Genomic DNA, 22143 nt, shown 5'->3' with positions numbered 1-22143 from the left:
AGTTTATTGGCTCAGACTGAAAGTGTTAACTTTCTGGCCTGAATGGCCGTGCCCCAGAACAAACTCGCCTGTCGTTCGAAGTTTTCGGCGGAATCCGTTGTGTAGAAGGTCTGCGTCCGGCCCTGGCTGCATTGGGCGGCCATCTCGGGGTGGCGGTTCAGGTAGTCGGCGAGGCTATCGGCCACGATGGTGCCCTGGCTCAGGACGGTGACCGCCGGGGGAGTGAACGCCTGAATTTTAGGCAGCAGCAGCGGATAATGGGTACAGGCCAGCAACAACGTATCGAGTTTCGGATCACGTTGCATCAGCCGGGTAAGGTGCTGCCGCACGAAGTAGTCGGCGCCGGCGCTGAGGTGTTCGCCGTTTTCGACCAGCGGCACCCACATCGGGCAGGCTTCCTGCACAACAGTTAATTCCGGAAAAAACTTGGCAATCTCCACGACGTATGACTCCGACGTAACTGTTCCCGGAGTGGCCAGAATCCCGACGTGGCCCGTTCGGGAATACGGCCCGATCACTTCGGTCGTGGGTCGGATAACCCCCAGCACCCGGCGATCAGGAGCGAGTCGGGGCAGGTCCAGTTGCTGAATATTCCGCAGCGCCTTGGCCGATGCCGTGTTGCAGGCCAGAATCACCAGTCGGCACCCCATGGCAAACAAATGCTGCACACATTCGAGGGTGTAGTGGTAAACCGTATCGAAGGAGCGCGTACCGTAGGGTGTGCGGGCGTTGTCGCCGAGGTAGACATAATCGTACTGGGGCAACTTGCGGACAATTTCTTTCAGAATCGTAAGGCCACCGTAGCCGGAATCAAATACGCCAATGGGCTGGTTGGTAATCATATGGCAAAACTACCGAATTTCGTTGTGGTCGGTGGTCGTTTTTGCGCCTGCCACATGGGTTGCGGTTTAACGGCGGTTGGAGCAGTCTGATTTGGTAGTTTATGTAAACCATAGGTTGACTCATACACGTAGTGGAATTGATGAGCCGATCCGGCAAACGACCGGGGCTATAAGGATGGGGCCCCTTTACTTTGCCAAACAACTAGTCGTATTGAACCTCCACATTCACCAAGTGGGGCTTTTGCTGATACGTTGCCGTTGTCGTCGATCTGGCTTTACATCCAGTTAGACAAGTAATCGGAGCGAAGTCATCAATAGTTTATATTGTCTTTTGATCGTTCGAGGCAATTCAGACGGTTTTTTTTGCAATCGATACCAAATTATTGCCTTTAAATTGCAACGGCTGCTTACTTTTCGGAGTCAATACACTATGAATGCGTCGTGGTGTTAGCTTTGCCTGAGTGCTCATGCGTTGTCAATTTCTGCTGTTCTTTCTGCTGGCTGTGGTTTGCCCTGCTTTGGGTCAGTCGGCCTCTACCGATACGTCGTTTGTCAGGCTGGCCGTACAACAGGCTGTTCAGGTATACGAGCGAACCTTTCCTGACAGGCCGCACCTGAACAACGGGACGGAATACATTCGCTACGACTACCGCATCACGGGTCATCCCTATTTCCTTACCGACAGTACTCAAACCGGCTATATTCAGTATAACGGGGTGCGTTACCGCAACGTACCGATGCGCCACGACATCGTTCGGGGGGAGGTGCTGATTGATCAGGTCGACAGTCTGTTTCGAATCCGGCTGCATTCGGAGCGGATCGATTCGTTCTCGTTGGGGCCACATCAGTTTGTGCGGCTGGTAGCCGATAGTTTGAGCAGCAGCGGTATCCGTACCGGTTTCTATCAGGTGCTCTACGACGGCTCCGTCCGGCTGCTCGCCAAACGGGTCAAGACGATCCGGGAAGACATTTCCAGCGGAAAATACAAAGCCAATTTTGAGGAGAATACCCGCTTCTTTGCGGAGAAAAAAGACGGTACATACCACGAGATCAAAACCCAGCAGTCGTTGTTCGGTCTGTTTCCGGAGCAGGAGAAAACGCTGCGACGCTACCTGCGTACGAATGGGATTAAATTCCGGAAGCAACGCGAGCGGGCCATCACCGGCGTTGTCAAACACTATGATGCTTTAGCCCGTTGAGTATGACCTGTTTTTACCGAACGATACGTTTACTTTTCTGTCTTTTCTGGTTTGTTCAGCCTGGTTTCGGCCAGACTCCCGCTGAGCAGCCACTCAACGGCGACTACACCAACCTGCGTTTCGGGCAGTTTGTGAAACGCGTGGAGGTTAGTACGCCCTACCGATTTTTCTATAACCCGGCCGAGGTCGACAGTCTGGTTGTCAATCTTCAGATCAATCGGCAGCCGTTGCCGGAGGTACTCAAACAGCTCTTCGCCGGCACGAACTACGCGTACGCCATCGACAGGCAGCAGCGGGTTTATGTTACGCTGAACCGCCCCATCCGGACCGAACTGCCCATTGGGTTCTTCGAGCGGGGGAGTACGGGCAGTTCGGCGGCCGATTCCACCGCGGGGGCTTCGTACCTGACCGAAACCCGCCGGAAACTAATTGCCGCCGAAACGAAGACGTACGAAGTAGGGCAGCGAACGAATCCCATCCGGTCGGGTCGCGCTACGGCGGCCGGTCACGTGCGGAACGCAGCGTCGGGTGAGCCGATCGTCGGGGCGGCTGTCTACGTCGATAACCCCCGCGTCGGTACCGTAACCGACCAGTTCGGCTATTACTCCATTACGTTGCCCCGGGGCCGGTATGACCTCAGGCTCCGCAGCATCGGCCTGAAAGATACCCGGCGTCAGATCATCCTCTACAACGACGGAAAGCTCGACATCGAGATGGAAGACGACGTGATTCCGCTGAAGGAGGTCGTGATCGAAGCCGAGAAAGACGTGAACGTATCGGGGTTGCAGATGGGGCAGGAGCGCATCAGCATCGCCACCATGAAACAGGTACCCACCGCCCTGGGCGAAACCGACCTGCTGCGGGTCGTGCTGACGTTGCCGGGCGTGAAATCGGTCGGTGAAAGCTCAACCGGCCTCAACGTTCGCGGGGGCGCAACCGACCAGAACCTGATCTTGTACAACGACGCCACTGTGTATAATGCCGCGCACCTGTTCGGCTTCTTTTCGGCCTTCAATCCCGACGTGATTAAGAGCGTTGAACTATACAAAAGCGGCATTCCGTCGCGCTACGGCGGGCGGTTATCGTCGGTGCTGGACGTTATGACCCGCGACGGTAACAAGAAGAAGCTGGCCGGTTCTGGAGGAATTGGGCTGCTCACCGGCCGGCTGACGCTGGAAGGCCCGATCATAAAGGATAAGACGTCATTCATCGTCAGTGGCCGGTCAACGTATTCGAACTGGCTGCTGAGACAGCTGCCCAATGCCGCCTATCAGAATAGCCAGGCATCGTTCTACGACCTGAACCTGCACGTCACCCACGACTACAACGAAAAGAATAGCCTGTTCCTGACCGGCTACCTGAGCCAGGACCGGTTCCGGTTCGATCAGGACACGGTGTATCGCTATCAGAACCAGAACGCAACCCTGAAATGGAAGCACATTTTTACCAATAAGCTTTACAGTGTTTTCACGGCCGGGTATAGTTTTTACAAGTACAACATTACCAGCGAACGCAATCCGGTGAACGCCTACCAGCTCGGGTTCTCCGTTGGCCAGGGTACGGTGAAAGCCGATTTTAACTACTACCCCAGTGCCCGCCATACCATCGATTTCGGGCTGAGTTCGACGTACTACAAGCTGCGGCCCGGTACGTTCCTGCCGCGCGGAGGGGAGTCGCTGATTACGCCCGATGTGGTGCCCAGTGAGCAGGGGCTGGAAAGCGCCATCTACGTTGGCGACCGCTACGACATCAGCGAGCGGCTGTCGATCAGCGCCGGGCTGCGGTATTCTCTGTACAACTACCTGGGCCCGCGGTCGGTGTTCTATTACGCGCCGGGCCTGCCGCGGTCGGTGAGCAACATCACCGATACGATCGCCTACAACAACAACGAGGTGATCAGCACGTACCACGGACCGGAATACAGATTCTCGGCCCGTTACAGTCTGACGTCCGAGGCATCGGTCAAGGTAAGCTTCAACCGGATGCGGCAGTACATTCAGATGCTGTCGAACACAACGGCCATTTCGCCCACCGACATCTGGAAACTCAGCGACCCGAACATCCGACCGCAGGTGGGCGATCAGTATTCGCTGGGCCTGTATAAAAACTTCCGGAACAACACCATCGAAACGTCGGTCGAGGGGTATTACAAGACGATGGAAAACATGCTGGACTACCGAAATGGGGCCACGCTGCTGCTGAACAACCACATTGAAACCGACGTAGTCAATGCCGAAGGGAAAGCGTATGGCGTGGAGTTCCTGATCAAGAAACTGACGGGTAAGCTGAACGGATGGATCAGCTACACCTACGCCCGGACGCTGCTGCGGGTGAAGCCGACCACGTCGAACGAGGGCATCAACCAGGGCAACTGGTACCCCAGCAACTACGACAAGCCGCATGACGTTACGATGATCAGCAACTACAAGATTAACCGGCGGTTCAGCATGTCGCTCAATTTTACGTACAATACGGGGCGGCCCATCACCTTGCCACTGGCTAAGTACACGCTCGGTAACTCGCAGCGGGTTTTATACTCCGAGCGCAACCAGTACCGTATTCCGGATTACTACCGGGTCGATTTCTCGATGAACATCGAAGGGAATCATAAAATCAAAAAGCTGGCACACAGCTCATGGACCGTCGGGGTGTATAACCTGACCGGTCGGCGAAACCCCTACTCGGTGTATTTCCGGTCGGAGAATGGGGTCATTCGCGGGTACAGACTGTCAATTTTCGGACAGCCGATTCCGTCCGTTACGTATAATTTCAGATTCTGATTACGCATGAATATGTCCCTGAAAAAAAGCCTTGGCTGGGTATTGGTGGTATTGGTCAGCAGTTGCGTGGACCCGTACCGACCTCCTGAAATTACGGCCCCGAACTCCTACCTCGTGGTCGACGGTTTTCTGGACAGCGGCCCCGGTACAACCACAACCATCCGGCTGTCGCGGACGCAGAACGTATCGGATACGAAAGCCCCGACGGCCGAAACCCGGGCGCAGGTAACCATCGAAAGTGACCGCAACGAAACCTATCGCCTGAACGAAACCACTACGGGCGTCTATTCGATCACCGGGCTGAGTCCGCAAACCAGCCAGAAGTACCGGCTGCGCATCCGCACAGCGCGGGGAACCGACTACCTGTCCGACTTTGTGGCGGTGAAGCCGACGCCCGCCATTGAGGCCATCGGCTGGCGGGTCGAGAACGATGGGGTTCAGCTTTTTCTGGATACGCGCGATCCTCAGAACAACACCCGCTACTACCGCTGGGAGTTTGAAGAAACCTGGCGGTTCACGGCGGGCTACCAGTCCTTTTATGAGATTGTCAACAAGCAGGTGTTGCCCCGGCTGGTTGATATTTATCGGTGCTGGGCCAGTAATCGCTCTACGAACATCATCCTGGGGTCGTCGGCGCGGCTGAGCCAGGATGTGATCAATGACTTTCCGCTGACGTTCATACCGGGCTCATCGGCCAAGCTGGGCATTCGGTACAGTATTCTGGTAAGGCAGTACGCCCTCACGCGCGAAGCGTACGAATACTGGGATCAACTGGCCAAAACCACCCAGAGTCTGGGTTCTCTGTTTGACCCGCAGCCGACGCAGGTAACGGGTAATGTCCGGTCGGTGTCAAACCCAAATGAACCGGTGCTGGGCTATTTCGGCGCGGGTTCTGTGGCCACGAAACGTATCTACATCAACCGGAGTGAGATCCCTTTCCGGCGCACCATCACGGGCTACGAGAGCTGCGTCGTTGATACACTGACGTTACCCGAGGTGATGGAGCAGAACAAATTTATTATCGATCTCAACGACGACGGGCGGTTTTTCGCTACGTCCGACGCGTGCGTCGATTGCCGCCTGAGGGGCACCAACGTAAAACCGGCATTCTGGGAAGATTGATATACCGCTGGTCGGGATCAGCACCTGACCGCACGAACACGCCATTGCCAAGTCGCATGAAAAGTTATCAACTCTGTTTCGTTTGCTGCCTGCTGTTGCTCATCGGCTCAGAAGCCGCCGGGCAGCCCGCCGAAGGACTACAACCGGTCGTACAGCGGTTCGATCAGTACCGGAAACAGGCGTTTCAGGAGAAAGTATTTGTCCACGCCGACCGCGCGTTTTACCTCACCGGCGAAACGCTCTGGTTCAAGGTGTACTGCGTGGACGGTACGTTTCACCGGCCGCTGGACGTCAGCAAGGTGGCGTATGTGGAGGTGCTGGATCAGGAACGTAAGCCGGTAGTGCAGGCCAAGGTAGCCCTGGCGGCCGGAAGTGGCAACGGTGCCTTTTTTCTGCCCACATCGATCAATTCAGGCCACTATCTCCTGCGGGCCTATACGCGCTGGATGACTAATTTCGGGGCTGATTTCTTCTTCGAAAAGCCGATCACGATTGTCAATTCCTTCAAACGGCTGGAACTGCCGGTGGTGGCGGCTGCTCCCGACTACGACGTGCAGCTGTTTCCGGAAGGTGGTCAGTTGGTGCAGGGCCTGAGCAGCAAGGTGGCTTTTCGCGTAACCGACGAAGCCGGTAAAGGCATTGCCTTTCAGGGGGCGCTCGTGAACCAGCAGAACGATACGTTGAGCCGGTTTGCTCCGCACCGGTTCGGCATTGGGCACTTCGTGGTCACGCCCGCGCCAAATACAACGTACCGGGTTGTGATCAGAGATACGAACGGGCGGACAACGGTACGGCCCCTGCCGGTGGTTCAGGAGCAGGGATATACGATGCGCCTGGAAGATGCCGGTGGTGACCAGCTCAGGGTGACCGTCAGCACGAACGTAGCCGGTCAGGCGCTGGTATATCTGCTGGCACACACGCGACAAGTCGTTTCCGTAGCCGAAATGCGCCCCATTCAGCAGGAAGCTACGTTCCTGATCGATAAAAAGAAACTGGGCGATGGCATTTCGCACCTGACCGTATTCAGCATGGACCGCAGGCCGGTCTGCGAACGGCTGTACTTCAAACGTCCCGAACAACCCCTGACTATTGGGCTGACGCCCGACAAAAGCGAGTACGCGTCGCGGACAAAAGTCAGTATCGATGTGACGCTGCCAGCGAAGCAGTCCGGTGCCGCCGATCTGTCGGTGGCCGTGTACCGGCTCGATTCGTTGCCCACGGCTTCGTCGGGCAATCTGTTGAGTTACCTGTGGCTGACCTCCGACCTCCGTGGTACGATTGAGTCGCCCGAATTCTATCTCCAGCCTGAGAACGCGGATGTCGGGGAGGCTACCGACAACCTGATGCTGACGCACGGCTGGCGCCGGTTTACGTGGAACGATGTACTGACGAAGCAACCGGGTCCGTTTTCGCTTGCCCCCGAACACAACGGCCTCATCGTACAGGGGTTGGTGAAAAATCCGGTTTCCGCTGCGCCGGCCAAAGGCATCACAACCTACCTGTCTACCATCGGTAAACCCATCCGGTTCTACGTGGCCGAGAGCGATTCGGCCGGCCGGGTCTTCTTCGAACTGAAAGATGCATACGGTCCTAAGCAGGTTGTTGTCCGGACCGAGCCCGCCGACAGCTCAAACCGCCTGTCGATCGTAAACCCGTTTTCGGAACAGCCGTCGGCTACCCGGCTGCCTGCGTTTAACCTGCGGGAACAGACGGCCGAATCCATCCTGGACCGCAGCGTGGCCATGCAGGTGCAGAACACGTACTGGAGCGACCGGGCGGTTCGGTACCGCTATCCGGTGGTCGACAGTGCTGCTTTCTACGGTAAGACCGACGAATCCTACAAGCTGGATGATTACACCCGGTTCACGACCATGGAGGATGTCCTGCGTGAATACGTCCTCGGTATTCAGCCCCGAAAGCGGCAGGGCAAGTTTCGGCTGGTTGTTATTAACGCACCCTACCGCGCGTTTTTCGACGAACCGTCGCTGGTGCTGATGGACGGGGTACCGGTGTTCGATATGGACCGGATCATGGCGTTCAGTCCGCTGAAAATCAACCGGCTGGATGTCATGACGAAACGGTACTTTATCGGCAGAACCGTGTTCAACGGGCTGATCAGTTTCTCTACGTACAAAGGCGATCTGGCCGGGTTCGAACTTGACCCTGGTCTGCTGCGGGTGGATTACGACGGACTACAGTTACAGCGTGAATTTTATGCCCCGCGATACGATACGCCAAGGCAGCTGGAAAGCCGCCTGCCTGATGCCCGCACCCTTCTGTACTGGTCACCCAGCCTGGCCCTCGACGCGACTGGAAAAGGGAAGATCGAGTTCTTTACGTCCGATCAGGAGGGACGCTTTCTGGTTGATGTAAACGGCCTGACGAAGCAGGGGCAGGGGGGAAGTCAGCAGACAACGTTTACCGTGAAGAATCCGGTTAGGTAGCATCCGTTTCATGCTGACTCCCAATCCCCTTCTGCGGGTTGGGAGTAGCACGAAAAAGTAAAGTGCGACCGCCTGCCAAAGTCGTTTAAAAACCCCACGCCAGCAAGCCACCGTCTACGGCGATGGTCTGGCCCGTCACGTAGCCCGACGCGGGCATACACAGAAACGAAACCACAGAGGCAACTTCCTCCGGCTCACCGATGCGCTTCATCGGCGTACGGCTCAGGATACCGGCCAGTTTTTCGGGATTGTTCAACACGGGGCCGGCCAGTGGCGTTCGGATGTACCAGGGTGCTACGGCATTGACGCGAATACCGTCGGCTGCCCACTCGACGGCCAGGTTGCGCGTAAGCTGATTCATCGCGGCTTTAGTCATGCCGTAGAGTGAACCGCTGCTGGTGTGCGTGAGGCCCGACACCGACGAGATATACACAAGTTTGCCTTGTCCCGATGCTTTCAGGAGCGGATAAGCCGCCTGACTCAGCTCATAGGCCGATCGCAGGTTTGTGGTCAGCACGTGGTCGTACTCGGCGGGGCTGTACTCGGCGGTGGTTTTCCGAATGTTCGTACCCGTATTATTAACCAGAATATCCAGGCTGCCCCAGGTCGTCTGAACGGCGTCGATAATCTGCGTGGCGACGCCCGGCCGACTCAGGTCCGCCGACAGTCCCTCCACCGAATAGCCTTGCTGGCGGTAGGTGGCCAGTTGCTCCTGAAGGCGTTCGTTGTCGCGGGCGACGATGAACACGGCGGCACCGAGTTGTAAAAACTGTTGCACGATGGCTTCTCCGATGCCCTTGGTTCCGCCCGTCACGAGGGCCCGCTGGCCGTTAAGTTGCCAAATAGGTAAAGTCATTGATTCGGGTTCAAAAGTTGCGGCTGAAAGTTAGGCGTTCCGGTCGGTACTTTGGCTACGAAGCCGCCACCTTTTGTCGGAACGGGTCGGTGCTTACGGCGATAATGGCCGTTCTGAAGGCGTTATATCCAGAGAAAACTTTACCTTTGCGACGCGTTTAAGGTTTGCCCACTAACACGGGCGATTAAAAGGGAACACCGGTGCAAATCCGGGGCTATTCCCGTAGCTGTAAGCTCTTTTACCAGCCGGCAACAAAATGCCACTGCCCCTCGGGTGGGAAGGCGTTGTCGGTAGAGCGAGCCAGAAGACCTGCCTCAAACGGATTCATGATCGAGCTTTCGGGAAAAAAGCCGGGGATGAAAGACGTTTTTCTAACGATTGGCGTGGTCAGGACGATGACCATTGACGGGTTACCTGCCTGTCTATCTTTTATTTTCACTTTCCGACAGCTCATTACTTAATCAACCTGATTAATGATGAGCAAAACAAGTACTTCACTGGCGGCCTGTCTGGCTGCACTTTGCCTGCCTGCCTGGGCGCAGGACAATCCCAATTCTTCGGTAGAACGCTCCCTGCAACTGGATGCCGTTACGGTTACGGCCAACCGGATCGAGCAAAAACTGTCGCAAACCGGTAAAGTCGTTACGGTACTATCTGATTCGGTATTACAGCGTTACGCTACACAATCGGTTAGCGAACTGCTGTCGCGGCAGGCAGGATTACAGATTGTTGGTGCCAACGGGCCGCTCGGTACCAACCCCGATATCTACCTGCGTGGCGCATCGGCCGGCAATACGTTGATTCTGCTGGATGGACTGCCAGTCTACGACCCGTCCGGATCGGCCAATACGTTCGATCTGAATCTGCTGACGGTCGGCGAATGCGATCGCATCGAGATTCTGCGCGGGGCTCAATCGACAACGTATGGCTCGGATGCCGTGGCCGGGGTCATCAATATTTTTACCCGCAAAGCGCAGGGCCGCAAGCCGGTGGGGGTAACGGCCTCGCTGAACTACGGTACGTATAACACCTTCCGTGGGACCGTGGGCGTGAGTGGCCAAACGGAGAAATTGTCGTACAACGTACAATATACCCGTCTGTCGTCGGCGGGCTTTTCGGCCGCCACGGATACGACCGGCACCCGGAATTTCGACAACGACGGCTATTGGCAGAATGCCGTACTCGCCAATCTGAACCTGCAGTTGACGCCGAAGCTGACCCTAAAGCTGCGCGGCCTGACAACCGCGTACCGGACTGATCTGGATGCCGGGGCGTTTGCCGACGAGAAGGATTTCTCCTACCGCAACGAATTCAAGCAGGCGGCCGTTGGACTGGAATACATACATCAGCGCGGTCGATTGGTGTTAAACTACGGCCTGAGTGATAGTCGGCGGACGTACAAAAACGATTCGACAGCCATCGAATCCGGCGCGTTTGAAAACTATTCATACCAGGCCTACGGCGGCCTGGCTCATTACGTCGAAGTGTACCACACCCTGAAACTAAACACCTGGGGCGAACTGCTGACGGGGGCCGATTACCGATTCAGCAACACGGACCAGAGCTACCTGTCCATCAGCGAATACGGACCGTACCAGTCGCCACCGATCGGGGCTGATACCGCCCGCATTGGGCAACTGGGCGTTTATGCAACGGGCATTGTGACGCCGTACAAAGGTCTGTCGATCGAGCTGGGCGGGCGATACAACCGGAATTCGCTGTATGGCAACGTCGTTACGTATTCGTTCAACCCTTCGTACCTGCTGGCTGATCAGATCAAGCTGTTCGTCAACCTGTCGTCGGGTTTCCGGGCACCGACACTCTACCAGCTTTTCTCACCCTACGGCAACAAAGCCCTGAAACCGGAGCGTAGCCGTACGTTTGAAGCGGGAGGCCAAGTGTTCACCAAAAACCGCAATGCCTGGCTACGGGTCGTGTATTTTGATCGGCAGATTCAGGACGTGCTGTTTTTTGAGTCGCTGAACGTAGACCCGTACGGTCGATACATTAATTTTGATCGCCAGCACGATCACGGCTGGGAGTTTGAAGCGCAGGGACAGTTTAACCGGCTGCTGCTGACGACCAACCTGACCTGGCTCGACGGGGCTATCACCACGCAGGTCGAAGGTCGGGATACGACCTACAACAACCTGTTTCGTCGGCCCAGGGTACAATTGAACGCCAGCGCCGGGTATCAGATTACACCCCGGCTGCTGGTCAACGCGACGGTTCGCACAATCGGCTCCCGGACTGACCGGTTTTTTGGGGGCGTGTCAACCAGCAACGTAACGCTGGCCGGCTACACAACCGTTGATCTGTATGCAGAGGGTAAACTGACGTCTCAGCTTCGGGTGTATGCCGATGTGCGTAACCTATTTAACGAGAAGTACGTCGACATTTACGGATACAATACCCGTGGCCGAAACGCCATGGTGGGTTTACGATTTACTTGGTAACACATAGTGAAAATATGAAACAAACCCTCAATCCCCGCTTCGTTGTTCTGCTGCTGTTCATCGGGCTGATGGCTGCATTACGTATCGTGAATACGGTTCAGGTGTCGGCCATTTCTACGTTCTCACCGATCGGCGCTATGGCCCTCTTCGGCGGTTCGTATTTTCCGAATCGCTGGAAAGCGTTCGGTCTGCCGCTGCTTACCCTGTGGCTCAGTGATCTGGTAGTCAACGTCGTCCTTCTGGATGGTCAGTTCGGCATCATGTACGACGGCTGGTACTGGATCTACGGCATCTTCGCGCTGATCGTGTGGTATGGTAAGGTGCTGCTTCAGAAGGTATCCGTTAAGAACGTACTGGTAGCCGCCCTGGTAGCCTCACTGACTCACTGGCTGCTGGCCGACACGAGTGTCTGGCTGGTGGGTGGTACGGACCTGCGCACGAACCTGCCGCTGAGCCGCGACTTTGCAGGCTGGCAGCAGTGCATTCTGCAGGGTGTTCCCTACATGCGTAATTTCCTGGCTGGTACGTTGGTTTATAGCGCGGTGCTGTTCGGCGGTTTCGAGTGGCTGCAGTCACGGTATCCAAAACTGGCAGTGGCGTAAAGGCTTAAACGCAGAGGGCGCAGAGGATACGCAGAGTTCGCGGAGCTATATTTTCATAGCGTCCTTTGCGCTTACTCTGCGCTCTCTGCGTTTAAAGAAAAAGACATGAAAGCTTGTTCGTTTTTGCCTGCTGCCACCCAGATGGTCTACGATATGGGCCTGCAGGACCTGCTGTTCGGGGTCACGTTCGAATGCCCGGAACCCGCCCGCGCCGAAAAAACCATTCTGGTGCGCTGCGTACTGGAAGGACACGACTACAGCAGTGAGGAAATTGACCGGATTTTTTCGGCATCCAAAGCGGAAGGACGCAGCCTGTACTACGTGGAAGAGGACGCGCTGCATCAGATTGCGCCCGACGTAATCTTTACGCAGGATGTCTGCGAAGTCTGCCAGATCGACACGAAGTGTACGCAGGCTGTGCTGGATCGGCTGCCCAAACAGCCTGCCGTAGTAGCGCTGACGCCCCAAAGCCTGACCGATGTGTTCGATACGGCCGTGGCTATTGCCTCGGCGCTGGGTCGGGAAGAAGCGGCCTACACGTATCTACAACGGCTGCGCGACCGGATCAACGCGGTCATTGATCGGTTGCGGGCCGAACGGGCGTTGCCGAAGCGCGTTATGGTGATGGAGTGGATGGCCCCGATTTACAACTGCGGCCACTGGATTCCGCATCAGATTGCCTACGCCGGTGGCATCGACATGCTTGGTAACCCCTCGGGCGACAGTATTGTAACGTCCTGGGAGAAGGTTCGCCGGTACGATCCCGAGGTGCTGGTGATTGCGCCCTGCGGCTTCACAACCGACCGGACGCTTCAGGAACTGTCGGTGCTGGAGCAGCAACCCGGCTGGCACGAACTGCGGGCCGTACAGAACAAAGCGGTGTTTATTGCCGACTATGACTTGTTTACGCAACCGTCGGCGGCTACCTTAGTAGATGGTATTGAGCTCCTGGCGGCTTGTTTTCACCCCGATCTGTTCACCGTTCCGGAAGCCTTACACCATAAAGTCTACGCACTGCATGCTCCCACGACAAGCTTATCTGCATCTGATTACGGGCGGGGCGCGTAGCGGTAAAAGCCGGTATGCGCAGCAACTGGCCCGAACGTGGAGCGAGACGCCCGTCTACGTAGCAACGGCCCGTATCTGGGACGATGAGTTTGCCGGGCGGGTAACCCATCACCGGCAGGACCGGGGTTCGGAGTGGACTGTTTTTGAGGAGCAGCGGTACGTCAGCCGGTTGCCGGTAGCGAACCAGGTCGTCATGATCGACTGCGTAACGCTCTGGCTAACCAATTTCTTTCAGGATACCCGGCAGGACGTAGACCAGTCGTTACAACTGTTCAGGCAGGAAATCGATACGTTGCTGACCATGCCCGGCCGATTCATTATCGTGACGAATGAACTGGGCATGGGCGTTCATGCTGAAACCGCCATTGGCCGGGCGTTTACCGATTTGCAGGGCTGGGCGAACCAATACGTGGCCGGTCAGGCCGATGCCGTTACATTACTGGTTAGTGGCATACCCGTGCCGATTAAAACCGCGATACCATGAAGAAAGCCATTATGAACTGGAGCGGAGGCAAAGATTCGGCTCTGGCGCTTTATTATGCCCTCCATACGGAGCAGTGGGACGTACTGAGCCTGCTAACGACCGTCAACAAGCAGCACCAGCGCGTCAGCATGCACGGCGTTCGGGCGGACTTGCTGACTGAGCAGGCCCGGCAACTCGGGCTCCCGCTTCATCAATTGCTGTTGCCCGGCGAGGTATCGATGGAAACGTACAACGCCCGGATGTTCGGAACGCTACAGGCATTTCGACAGCAGGGCGTTACACACTCCATTTTTGGCGATATTTTTCTGGAGGACCTCCGGCAATACCGCGAAACGCAGCTCCGGCGGGCCGGTCTGACGGGCGTATTCCCGATCTGGCAACGTAGTTCTACGGAGCTGATTCATGCGTTTGTCGATCTGGGGTTCCGGGCGGTACTGGTCTGTGTAAACGAGAAGCAGCTCGGTCAGGAGTTCGTTGGCCGTGAACTGGATTTGGATTTACTCAAAGACCTGCCCAAAACGGTTGATCCCTGCGGAGAAAACGGCGAGTACCACACGTTCGTTTACGATGGCCCCCTGTTCGCCCAGCCTATTCCGATCGAGAAAGGAGAAGTGGTGCGCCGGACCTACGCGCCATCCGGCGGCAGCGACTGCCACACCGACCAAACCGATAGCGTCTGGGATACGGGTTTCTGGTATCAGGACCTGCGGTTGACGCATCAGGAAGTATCTATACACTAACCACCCAGAGCAGGATAATTCATAAGCCGGAAGCGGTAGTTTTGGCATTTGTACGCCTTTACTTATTAAATTTACGAGTTATAGTACAGCGCGTTGCCTTACTCGTTCCAGCTTATGACTTCCTTCCGATCACCCTTCTCATCTTCCATAGCCCGGCGGGCGCTGGCCTTTTCAGCGGCCGGATTGCTCGCGGGCGGAGCGCTTATTGGCGCCTACCAGAACCGTAATCTCAACCAGGCTTCGGAGCCGTATCTGACCCGGCTTTTTGCGGAGTTAAACGACGACGACAAGCGTGATCCGAAATACGCCGTTGGTAGTTTGAACATCGCCCCGGGACTGGAGGCTACCCTGTTCGCGGCCGAACCCATGCTGACCAATCCGACGAACATCGATGTGGATGCCAAAGGTCGTGTCTGGGTCTGTGAAGCCTACAACTACCGCCCGGCCATTAACGGTAACCCAACCCACAAGGAAGGCGACCGGATTGTCATCTTGGAAGACCAGAACGGCGATGGCAAGGCCGACGTAAGCAAGGTGTTCTATCAGGGGCCGGACGTTGAATCGCCCCTAGGCATCTGGGTACAGGGTAACAAAGTGATCGTGTCGAACAGCCCGAATGTGTTCGTCTTCACCGACGAAAATGGCGACGATAAGGCTGACAAAAAAGAACTCCTCTTCACAGGAATCGGCGGTGAGCAGCACGACCATGGCATGCATACGTTCGTGTTCGGGCCCGATGGAAAATGGTATTTCAACTTCGGTAACTCTGGCGAGCAGCTCCTCGATAAAGACGGTAAACCGGTCGTTGACAAGGTTACCGGGAAAGCCATCAACAAAGAAAATTTCAGGCAGGGCATGGTGTTTCGTTGCGATCCGGGTGGTGGCAACGTAGAAGTGCTCGGCCACAATTTTCGGAACAACTACGAGGTTGCGGTTGATTCGTACGGTACACTCTGGCAATCGGATAACGATGACGACGGCAACAAGGGCGTTCGGATTAATTTCGTCATGGAAGGCGGCAACTACGGCTATACCGACGAGATGACGGGGGCAGGCTGGCAGGCGAATCGCACCAATATCGAGCCCGATATTCCGAAGCGCCACTGGCATTTGAACGACCCGGGTGTCGTACCGAATCTGCTGCAAACCGGTGCCGGTTCGCCAACGGGCATCATTGTGTACGAAGGGAATCTGCTGCCGCAGCAATTTCAGGGACAAATGATCCACTGCGATGCGGGTCCGAACGTAGTGCGGTCGTATCCGGTTACGAAAGACGGCGCCGGGTATAAAGCCAATATCGTCAACGTTCTGGAAGGCGCCCGAGACCAGTGGTTCCGCCCGGCCGACGTCTGCGTAGCACCGGATGGTTCGCTGATCATCGCCGACTGGTACGATCCGGGGGTAGGCGGGCACCAGGCAGGTGACCAGAACCGGGGTCGGGTGTACCGCGTCGCTCCGCCTAATACGCCCTACAAACAGCCGAAAGTGGATGTCTCCACCACCGAAGGAGCCATCGAGGCATTGCAAAGTCCAAGCATGGCCATTCGCTACGCAGGCTGGAACAAGCTCCACGAAATGGGGGCGAAAGCCGAAAAGCCGCTGGCCAAACTTTACAAAACGGCCGCTGACCCACGCATGAAAGCCCGGGCGCTGTGGCTGTTGAGTAAGCTGCCTAAGGGTAAGTCATACATCGAAACGGCGCTGAAAGATGCCAATCCGGATCTGCGCATTACGGCGCTCCGGGCGGCTCGTCAGCTCAACAATGACCTGGCCATCGCGGCCGTAAAACAACTGGTCAACGACGAAGACCCGCAGGTACGTCGTGAGTGCGCCATTGCGTTACGTCGAAACGTTTCGCCTGAAGCACCGGGCCTGTGGGCACAGCTGGCGGCCAAACACGATGGGAAAGACCGCTGGTACCTTGAAGCCCTCGGCATTGGTGCTGACGGTCAGTGGGACAGCTACTATGGTGCCTGGCTGAAACAGATGAATGGTGACCGCGACGGCGCACCGGCCATCGCCAGTGCCGCCGGACGCGATATTGTGTGGCGGGCCCGCACGAAGGAGTCGGTACCCCTGCTGGCCAAACTGGCTGCCGATCCGGGTATTGACCTGAACAATCGACTGCGTTATTTCCGGGCGTTCGATTTCAACCCCGGCGCTACCGAGAAGTCAACGGCGCTGCTGAGCATCATTCAGGCAGGCCAGAATACGGATGTAAACAAACTGGCACTCCGTCACCTCGATCCGGCGTTCGTGCAACAGAACAAGGTAGCCATGACGGCCCTCCAGAACCTGCTGGATCAGGTCTACGGCAAGCCGGAATACATGGAACTGGTGGCCCGCTACGAGCCGGCTTCCGAAAATGCCCGACTCCGTCAGTTGGCCCTCGACAAGCCCAGCGATAACATCGGCAGTGCAGCCGCCCGTCAACTGCTCAAACAGAAAGGCAGTTCGATGGTGTGGGACGTACTGAACGGTACGAATCCGGACGTTGCCGTCGGCATGGTGACCGCGTTGCGCCGGGTTGGCAGCAAGGAATCGCTGGAGATATTGAAAACCATAGCGCTGGACGAAAAACGGTCGACGGCATTACGCATGGAAGCGACCCGCGCGCTGGGAGGCAGCAGCAACGGCGAAGACATGGTGATTGCCCTGCTGAAGTCAGGAGACATCAAAGGCGATTACAAGAAAGCCGCCGTGCAGGGCGTCAGTGGTGCATGGCGTAAGAAAATCCGCGTAGAAGCAGCCAGCTATCTGGATGGTGGGCAGAGTGCTGAGGGCAAGAAGTTACCCACGATGAACGAACTGCTGGCCATGAACGGCGACGCGAGCCGTGGGGTAACTGTGTTCAAAACCAACTGCTCAACCTGTCACCAGGTAAACGGCGAAGGCATGGACTTTGGCCCGAAGCTGTCGGAGATTGGTAGCAAACTGCCCAAAGAGGGTCAGTACTTGGCCATTCTGCATCCCGACGCAGGTATCAGTTTTGGCTACGAAGGCTACGAAGTAAAGTTCAAGGACGGCAGCACCATGGCGGGCATCATTGCCAGCAAAACGGAGACGGATCTCCAGATGAAATTCCCGGGTGGAGTGGCTCAAAACTACAAAATGGCCGATGTCGTCTCAATGAAGAAGATGGACTCGTCGATGATGCCGTCTGGTTTGCAGGAAGCCATGAGTACCCAGCAGTTAGTGGATCTGGTGGAGTATCTGGCTAGTCTGAAGAAAAAGTAAATGTCGCAAACGTACGACAAAATTTTTCGGGAAAACCTGGAGGAGTTGGTAGTGCCTTTGGCCACCAAACTCCTCCATCTGTCGATTCCGGCACTTGAAGAGATTCCTGATGATTTACAGATAACGGTTGAGCGCCGACCTGACTTTCTCAAGAAGGTCATTCATCCCAAAACGTCAGATAATTATATTTTACACTTTGAGTTTCAGACGGCCGACGACGAGGATATGGCCGAACGGATGCTTGAGTATTTCGCGCTACTGTATCGTAAATACCGCCTGCCGGTAAAACAGTACGTTTTTTATATTGGCAGAGGAGCCTCACAGATGAAAAGGCAGGTGATAGAAGCTAATATCACCTTTCTGTATAATCTGATAAACGCGTCGGAAGTGGATTACAAGCTCTTTCTGATGTCTAATACGCCAGAAGAAGTCCTCCTGTCCGTACTGGGTAATTTTGGGGCTGATCCGCCGGAAACAGTTATGGCCTTAGTTCTGACAAAACTGCGCGAACTTACACCCAGACCGCTGCGATTAGCCCGCTATATAAAGCAGTTAGAAGTATTATCTAAACTCCGTAACTTGCAGGAACTAACCATTAAAATTTCAGAGAAGATGGCACTGGTATATGATCTGGAGACCGATATTCGGTACCGGCAAGGTATTGAAAAAGGTATTGAGAAAGGCATTGAGAAAGGCGTTGAGGAGGGGGTTCAGAAAGAGAAAGAAATTGTTATTCGACAATTAATCAGGCAGAATATTTTAACCGAAGAGCAAATTGCTGAAGCCACTCAAACAACCGCTGAATACGTTCGTTGGGTAGCGGCCAAGCAATAGTCAGCAATCAATCACTAGACCCTTTATGCAACGACGCAACTTTGTAAAATCGACATTTGGTCTGGCCGGAGCGGCAATTACCGGGGGAGCCGCAGCCGGCGACTGGCATTCACAACCGGCTTCACTGGCCAAAAACAGTTTCAAACTCAAGTACGCTCCGCACTTCGGCATGTTCGAGAACAGTGCTGGTAAAGACCTGATTGATCAGCTCAAATTCATGGCTGATATGGGCTTCACCGCGCTGGAAGATAATGGCATGATGGGGCGTGATGCGGCTACGCAGGAAAAGATCGGTAAAGAACTCGATCGACTCGGCATGACTATGGGCGTGTTTGTGGTCGATAAAGGCGGCAACTCACAAAACACCCTCGCGGCCGGTAAGAAAGAGCACATTGATATTTTTCTGAATGGCTGCAAACGGGCCGTCGAAACGGCTAAGCGCTGCAACGCCAAGTGGATGACGGTTGTACCCGGTGATTTTGACCGTAACCTGCCAATTGGTATTCAAACCGGTCACGTAATTGATGCGTTACGCCGGGGGGCCGAAATCCTGGAGCCGAATAACCTGGTAATGGTGCTGGAGCCGCTCAGCGATACCCCCAATCTGTTCCTGCGCACATCAGACCAGACTTACGAGATTTGCCGCGGGGTAAACAGCCCCGCCTGTAAGATTCTGTTTGATATCTACCACATGCAGAAAAACGAAGGGCATATCATTCCGCACATCAACTGGGCCTGGAGCGAAATTGGCTATTTCCAGATTGGCGATAACCCCGGCCGGAAAGAGCCGACTACGGGCGAAATCAACTACAAGAAGGTATTCGAGCACATTCACAAGAAGATGAAGGAAGACAACCGCGATTTCATCTTCGGCATGGAACACGGGAACTCAAAACCTGGCAAGGACGGCGAAGTGGCGCTGATCAAGGCCTATGTTGAGTCGGATAGCTTTCAGGTTTGAGACAGACTGACGATTCATAAAAAAACGCCCGACCGCATGGCCGGGCGTTTTTTTATGAATCGTACAGATTACTTCAATACAACAACTGAGTTTTCTTCGTTTGAAACACCGCTTTCAACATACTTGTCAGCGTCCTTATCGTTTGTCCACTTTTCACCATCCAGTACAAAACGATACTGATATTCTGCGCCTACGGGAAGTTCGAGTGTCGTTTTGTATGAACCATCTTTTTGCTTCTTCAGGGGGGAGGCATTTACATCCCAGCCATTAAATTCACCAGCCAGCGAAACAGTCTTGGCACCATTCACGGCATCGGCCGGTAATTCAAACGTTACTTTAGCAACCGGTTTACTTTTGAGAAATTGCTTGGCAACAGCCATACGGATCGATTGTTTAGTTCGTGGGACGAAATTATATTACAAAAATTACAAGATCATAATAGTCAGGCCTTTATGGGCTAAACTTCTTGCTAAAATACTAAACAATGTATTTTGTTTAATACTGCCGTTAAAAAAGTAGACAGTTTTTTATTGTACGGCCCCTTTCGTATATAAGTGGCTGTAAGTCCGGTAATCACGGGTCCAGTTCCGCGCTCCTTCCAGTGCAAAATAACAAAAAATCAGGTATTCGAGACTAACCAGTTTTACCCCTTTCACGTAATACATGTAGGCCGAAATCAAGTCAATAATCAGCCACAGATACCAGCATTCAAGCTTTTTGGGAATCATCAGAAAGGTAGCAATGATGCTCATGGTGGTGGTGAAGGAGTCCAGATACGGAAACGCGCTGGGCTTAGTAAACAGCACAGGAAACCACTCGTGTAACCGACTCGCAAACGTGCCCAGGAGTAAGGTAGCCAGCAACCCGGCCGATAGCCAGACCAGCAGCTCCCGGGTGGTCAGCCGCGAGACGCGGAGCTCACGCTGCCGGACCACTTCATCGGCTTGCGGATGTGTCCAACGCCACCAGCCACGCAGGTAGGTAACGATGAAAAACACCTGCAGAAACATGTCGGGGTACAACTGAATCTGATAAAAGAGAAAGAAAAACAGCACTGCGCTCAGTACGCCGGCCGGCCAGGTCCATGTATTGTTGCGGGCAACCAGCCAGGTAGCTAGTCCACCAATTGATACGCCCGCGAGCTCCAGATAACTCATGGAATAGCCCCACAGGGTGAAGGCAATTGTATTAATGTCAAAAAATTCAGTCATAGTTGGAAGTAATCAGCAGGGGGTTTTACCTTTAGCCCTGCGAAAGTACAGCCTTGCCTTGTTTATGCCATACTAAATCAGGCTGCTTTATTCACTAACCCAACAACCAATCTATGCAACGCATTGCCATGTTAGGGGGCGGCTTCATCGGCCGCTTTTACGCTGAATCACTGCACGGCCAGCGCAGCCGCGACCGGGTGGTAGCTATCTACGCCCGCCGGGAAGAAACCGCTAAAAAATTCGCCGACGATTACGGCTGTTCGTTCATGTCGACGGATATGGAGGAGGTGATTGCCCATCCCGACGTGGACATGGTCTGTATTGCCTTGCCCAATAACCTACACGAGCCTGCCGTTCAACTCTGCGCCAAGCACAAGAAAAACGTGGTTTGCACCAAGCCGCTGGGCCGCAATGCTGAGGAAGCGCTGCGAATGATGCAGGCAGTTGAAGAAGCCGGCATTTTTGCAGGGTACCTGGAAGACCTCTGCTACACGCCGAAGTTTCTGAAGTCCATGGAAACGGTTAAGAACGGTGCTCTCGGACGTATTTTGTGGGCAAAGTCGCGCGAAACGCATCCTGGGCCACATTCCAACTGGTTCTGGGACAAAGAGCAGGCGGGTGGCGGCTGCATGCTCGATCTGGGTTGTCACTGCGTCGAAATCGCCCGTAACTACATCGGTAAGGACGTTCGGCCGGTGGAAGTGATGTGCTGGGCCGCTACGCAGGTGAAACCCATCGACGCCGAAGACCACGCGATTGCGTTGGTGAAGTACGAAAACGGTGCCATCGGTCAGTTCGAAGTAAGCTGGACGTTCCGGGGTGGGATGGACCTGCGCGACGAGGTGATGGGCACCGAGGGAACGATCTGGATTAACAACTTCCTGCGTACGGGCTTCGAAATGTTTACCACTGGAAAAGGAGCCGACTACGTAGCCGAAAAAGCGGAATCCAATACGGGCTGGCTGTTCCCCGTGGGCGACGAAGTCAACGACCTCGGCTACAACCACATGTTTACGGACATGTTCGTTTCAGCCGAGGAAGGTCGCGAACCCGCCGAAACCTTCTACGACGGCTACGTAGTAAACGCCATCCTTGATGCAGCCTACAAGTCGGCCGAAACCAAGCAATGGGAGCCGGTGATCCTGCCCGTATGGCGTGGAAAAGAAGGCGTTCAGCAGGAGCAAACCCTGACCGAATACGACGCCGAGCACTACCTGATTAAAGAAGAAGTAACCCACGACGGACGGCACAAGGTGATTCTGAAAGAGAAAGCCAGCGGGAAGATCGTCGAGCGGGATTTAGTGTAA

At 55.1% G+C, this 22143-nt stretch carries 17 protein-coding genes and 1 riboswitch; of the genes, 13 read left to right on the top strand and 4 right to left on the bottom strand.

The genetic code is table 11. The features are described 5' to 3' along the window. Window positions 1–11: 11 nt before the first annotated feature. Window positions 12–842, bottom strand: coding sequence for a glutamate racemase (murI, locus tag DYU11_RS25980; protein WP_119670661.1), 831 nt, complete (start codon window positions 840–842; stop codon window positions 12–14). A gap of 467 nt (window positions 843–1309) precedes the next feature. Between murI and DYU11_RS25975 the strand changes: the two genes are divergently transcribed. Genes DYU11_RS25975 through DYU11_RS25960 form a run of 4 tightly spaced genes read left to right on the top strand, consistent with a single transcriptional unit; the run spans window position 1310 to window position 8387 of the window. Beyond that, the gene (locus DYU11_RS25975) at window positions 1310–2041 is read left to right on the top strand and encodes a hypothetical protein (RefSeq protein ID WP_119670660.1); all 732 of its coding nucleotides are present in this window, start codon (window positions 1310–1312) and stop codon (window positions 2039–2041) included. Window positions 2042–2043: 2 nt separating this feature from the next. Then, window positions 2044–4821, top strand: coding sequence for a TonB-dependent receptor (locus DYU11_RS25970; RefSeq protein WP_119670659.1), 2778 nt, complete (start codon window positions 2044–2046; stop codon window positions 4819–4821). 6 nt (window positions 4822–4827) lie between these two features. Further along, window positions 4828–5943 carry a DUF4249 domain-containing protein gene (locus DYU11_RS25965; RefSeq protein ID WP_119670658.1) on the top strand — a complete coding sequence of 372 codons (1116 nt, stop codon included), beginning with the start codon at window positions 4828–4830 and terminating at the stop codon, window positions 5941–5943. Between the two features lie 56 nt (window positions 5944–5999). Then, a complete protein-coding gene (locus tag DYU11_RS25960) occupies window positions 6000–8387 on the top strand; it encodes a hypothetical protein (RefSeq protein WP_119670657.1) in 2388 nt (795 codons plus the stop codon). An 85-nt stretch (window positions 8388–8472) separates the two neighbouring features. On the opposite strand, the gene DYU11_RS25955 is transcribed toward DYU11_RS25960, so the two are convergent. Next, the gene (locus tag DYU11_RS25955; protein ID WP_119670656.1) at window positions 8473–9243 is read right to left on the bottom strand and encodes an SDR family oxidoreductase; all 771 of its coding nucleotides are present in this window, start codon (window positions 9241–9243) and stop codon (window positions 8473–8475) included. Between the two features lie 143 nt (window positions 9244–9386). Next, window positions 9387–9574, top strand: a riboswitch (cobalamin riboswitch). A 142-nt stretch (window positions 9575–9716) separates the two neighbouring features. Between DYU11_RS25955 and DYU11_RS25950 the strand changes: the two genes are divergently transcribed. From DYU11_RS25950 to DYU11_RS25915, 8 genes are all read left to right on the top strand, one after another. Then, window positions 9717–11699: a TonB-dependent receptor plug domain-containing protein gene (locus DYU11_RS25950; protein ID WP_119670655.1), complete on the top strand. Its 1983-nt coding sequence runs from the start codon at window positions 9717–9719 to the stop codon at window positions 11697–11699. Between the two features lie 14 nt (window positions 11700–11713). Continuing rightward, window positions 11714–12301 (top strand): DUF6580 family putative transport protein, encoded by a 588-nt coding sequence (locus DYU11_RS25945; RefSeq protein WP_119670654.1) that lies wholly within the window; start codon window positions 11714–11716, stop codon window positions 12299–12301. A 105-nt stretch (window positions 12302–12406) separates the two neighbouring features. Then, on the top strand, window positions 12407–13369 hold the full coding sequence (locus DYU11_RS25940) for an ABC transporter substrate-binding protein (protein ID WP_119670653.1): 963 nt from the start codon (window positions 12407–12409) through the stop codon (window positions 13367–13369). Continuing rightward, a complete protein-coding gene (gene cobU, locus DYU11_RS25935) occupies window positions 13320–13853 on the top strand; it encodes a bifunctional adenosylcobinamide kinase/adenosylcobinamide-phosphate guanylyltransferase (RefSeq protein ID WP_119670652.1) in 534 nt (177 codons plus the stop codon). Before DYU11_RS25940 ends, cobU begins: the two co-directional genes overlap by 50 nt. Continuing rightward, on the top strand, window positions 13850–14593 hold the full coding sequence (locus tag DYU11_RS25930; RefSeq protein WP_119670651.1) for a Dph6-related ATP pyrophosphatase: 744 nt from the start codon (window positions 13850–13852) through the stop codon (window positions 14591–14593). Before cobU ends, DYU11_RS25930 begins: the two co-directional genes overlap by 4 nt. A gap of 114 nt (window positions 14594–14707) precedes the next feature. Then, complete coding sequence (locus DYU11_RS25925; RefSeq protein ID WP_119670650.1) at window positions 14708–17830, top strand: PVC-type heme-binding CxxCH protein; 3123 nt, start codon at window positions 14708–14710, stop codon at window positions 17828–17830. Beyond that, the gene (locus tag DYU11_RS25920) at window positions 17831–18664 is read left to right on the top strand and encodes an RpnC/YadD family protein (protein WP_119670649.1); all 834 of its coding nucleotides are present in this window, start codon (window positions 17831–17833) and stop codon (window positions 18662–18664) included. It abuts the gene before it with no gap. Between the two features lie 25 nt (window positions 18665–18689). Further along, window positions 18690–19625, top strand: coding sequence for a hydroxypyruvate isomerase family protein (locus tag DYU11_RS25915; protein WP_119670648.1), 936 nt, complete (start codon window positions 18690–18692; stop codon window positions 19623–19625). Window positions 19626–19693: 68 nt separating this feature from the next. Here DYU11_RS25915 and DYU11_RS25910 read toward each other — a convergent pair whose 3' ends face one another. Together DYU11_RS25910 and pnuC are read right to left on the bottom strand one after the other, a co-directional pair. Further along, entirely contained in the window at window positions 19694–20005 is a 312-nt protein-coding gene (locus DYU11_RS25910; RefSeq protein WP_119670647.1) for an isoamylase early set domain-containing protein, read from the bottom strand. Between the two features lie 147 nt (window positions 20006–20152). Beyond that, window positions 20153–20836 carry a nicotinamide riboside transporter PnuC gene (pnuC, locus tag DYU11_RS25905; protein ID WP_119670646.1) on the bottom strand — a complete coding sequence of 228 codons (684 nt, stop codon included), beginning with the start codon at window positions 20834–20836 and terminating at the stop codon, window positions 20153–20155. Window positions 20837–20949: 113 nt separating this feature from the next. Here pnuC and DYU11_RS25900 point away from each other — a divergent pair, with 113 nt between their 5' ends. Then, the gene (locus tag DYU11_RS25900) at window positions 20950–22143 is read left to right on the top strand and encodes a Gfo/Idh/MocA family protein (protein WP_119670645.1); all 1194 of its coding nucleotides are present in this window, start codon (window positions 20950–20952) and stop codon (window positions 22141–22143) included.

Source organism: Fibrisoma montanum (assembly GCF_003583365.1).
GTDB lineage: Bacteria > Bacteroidota > Bacteroidia > Cytophagales > Spirosomataceae > Fibrisoma > Fibrisoma montanum.
Note: the sequence above shows the minus strand (reverse complement) of the source record. Positions and strands in the feature narration are given on the sequence as shown.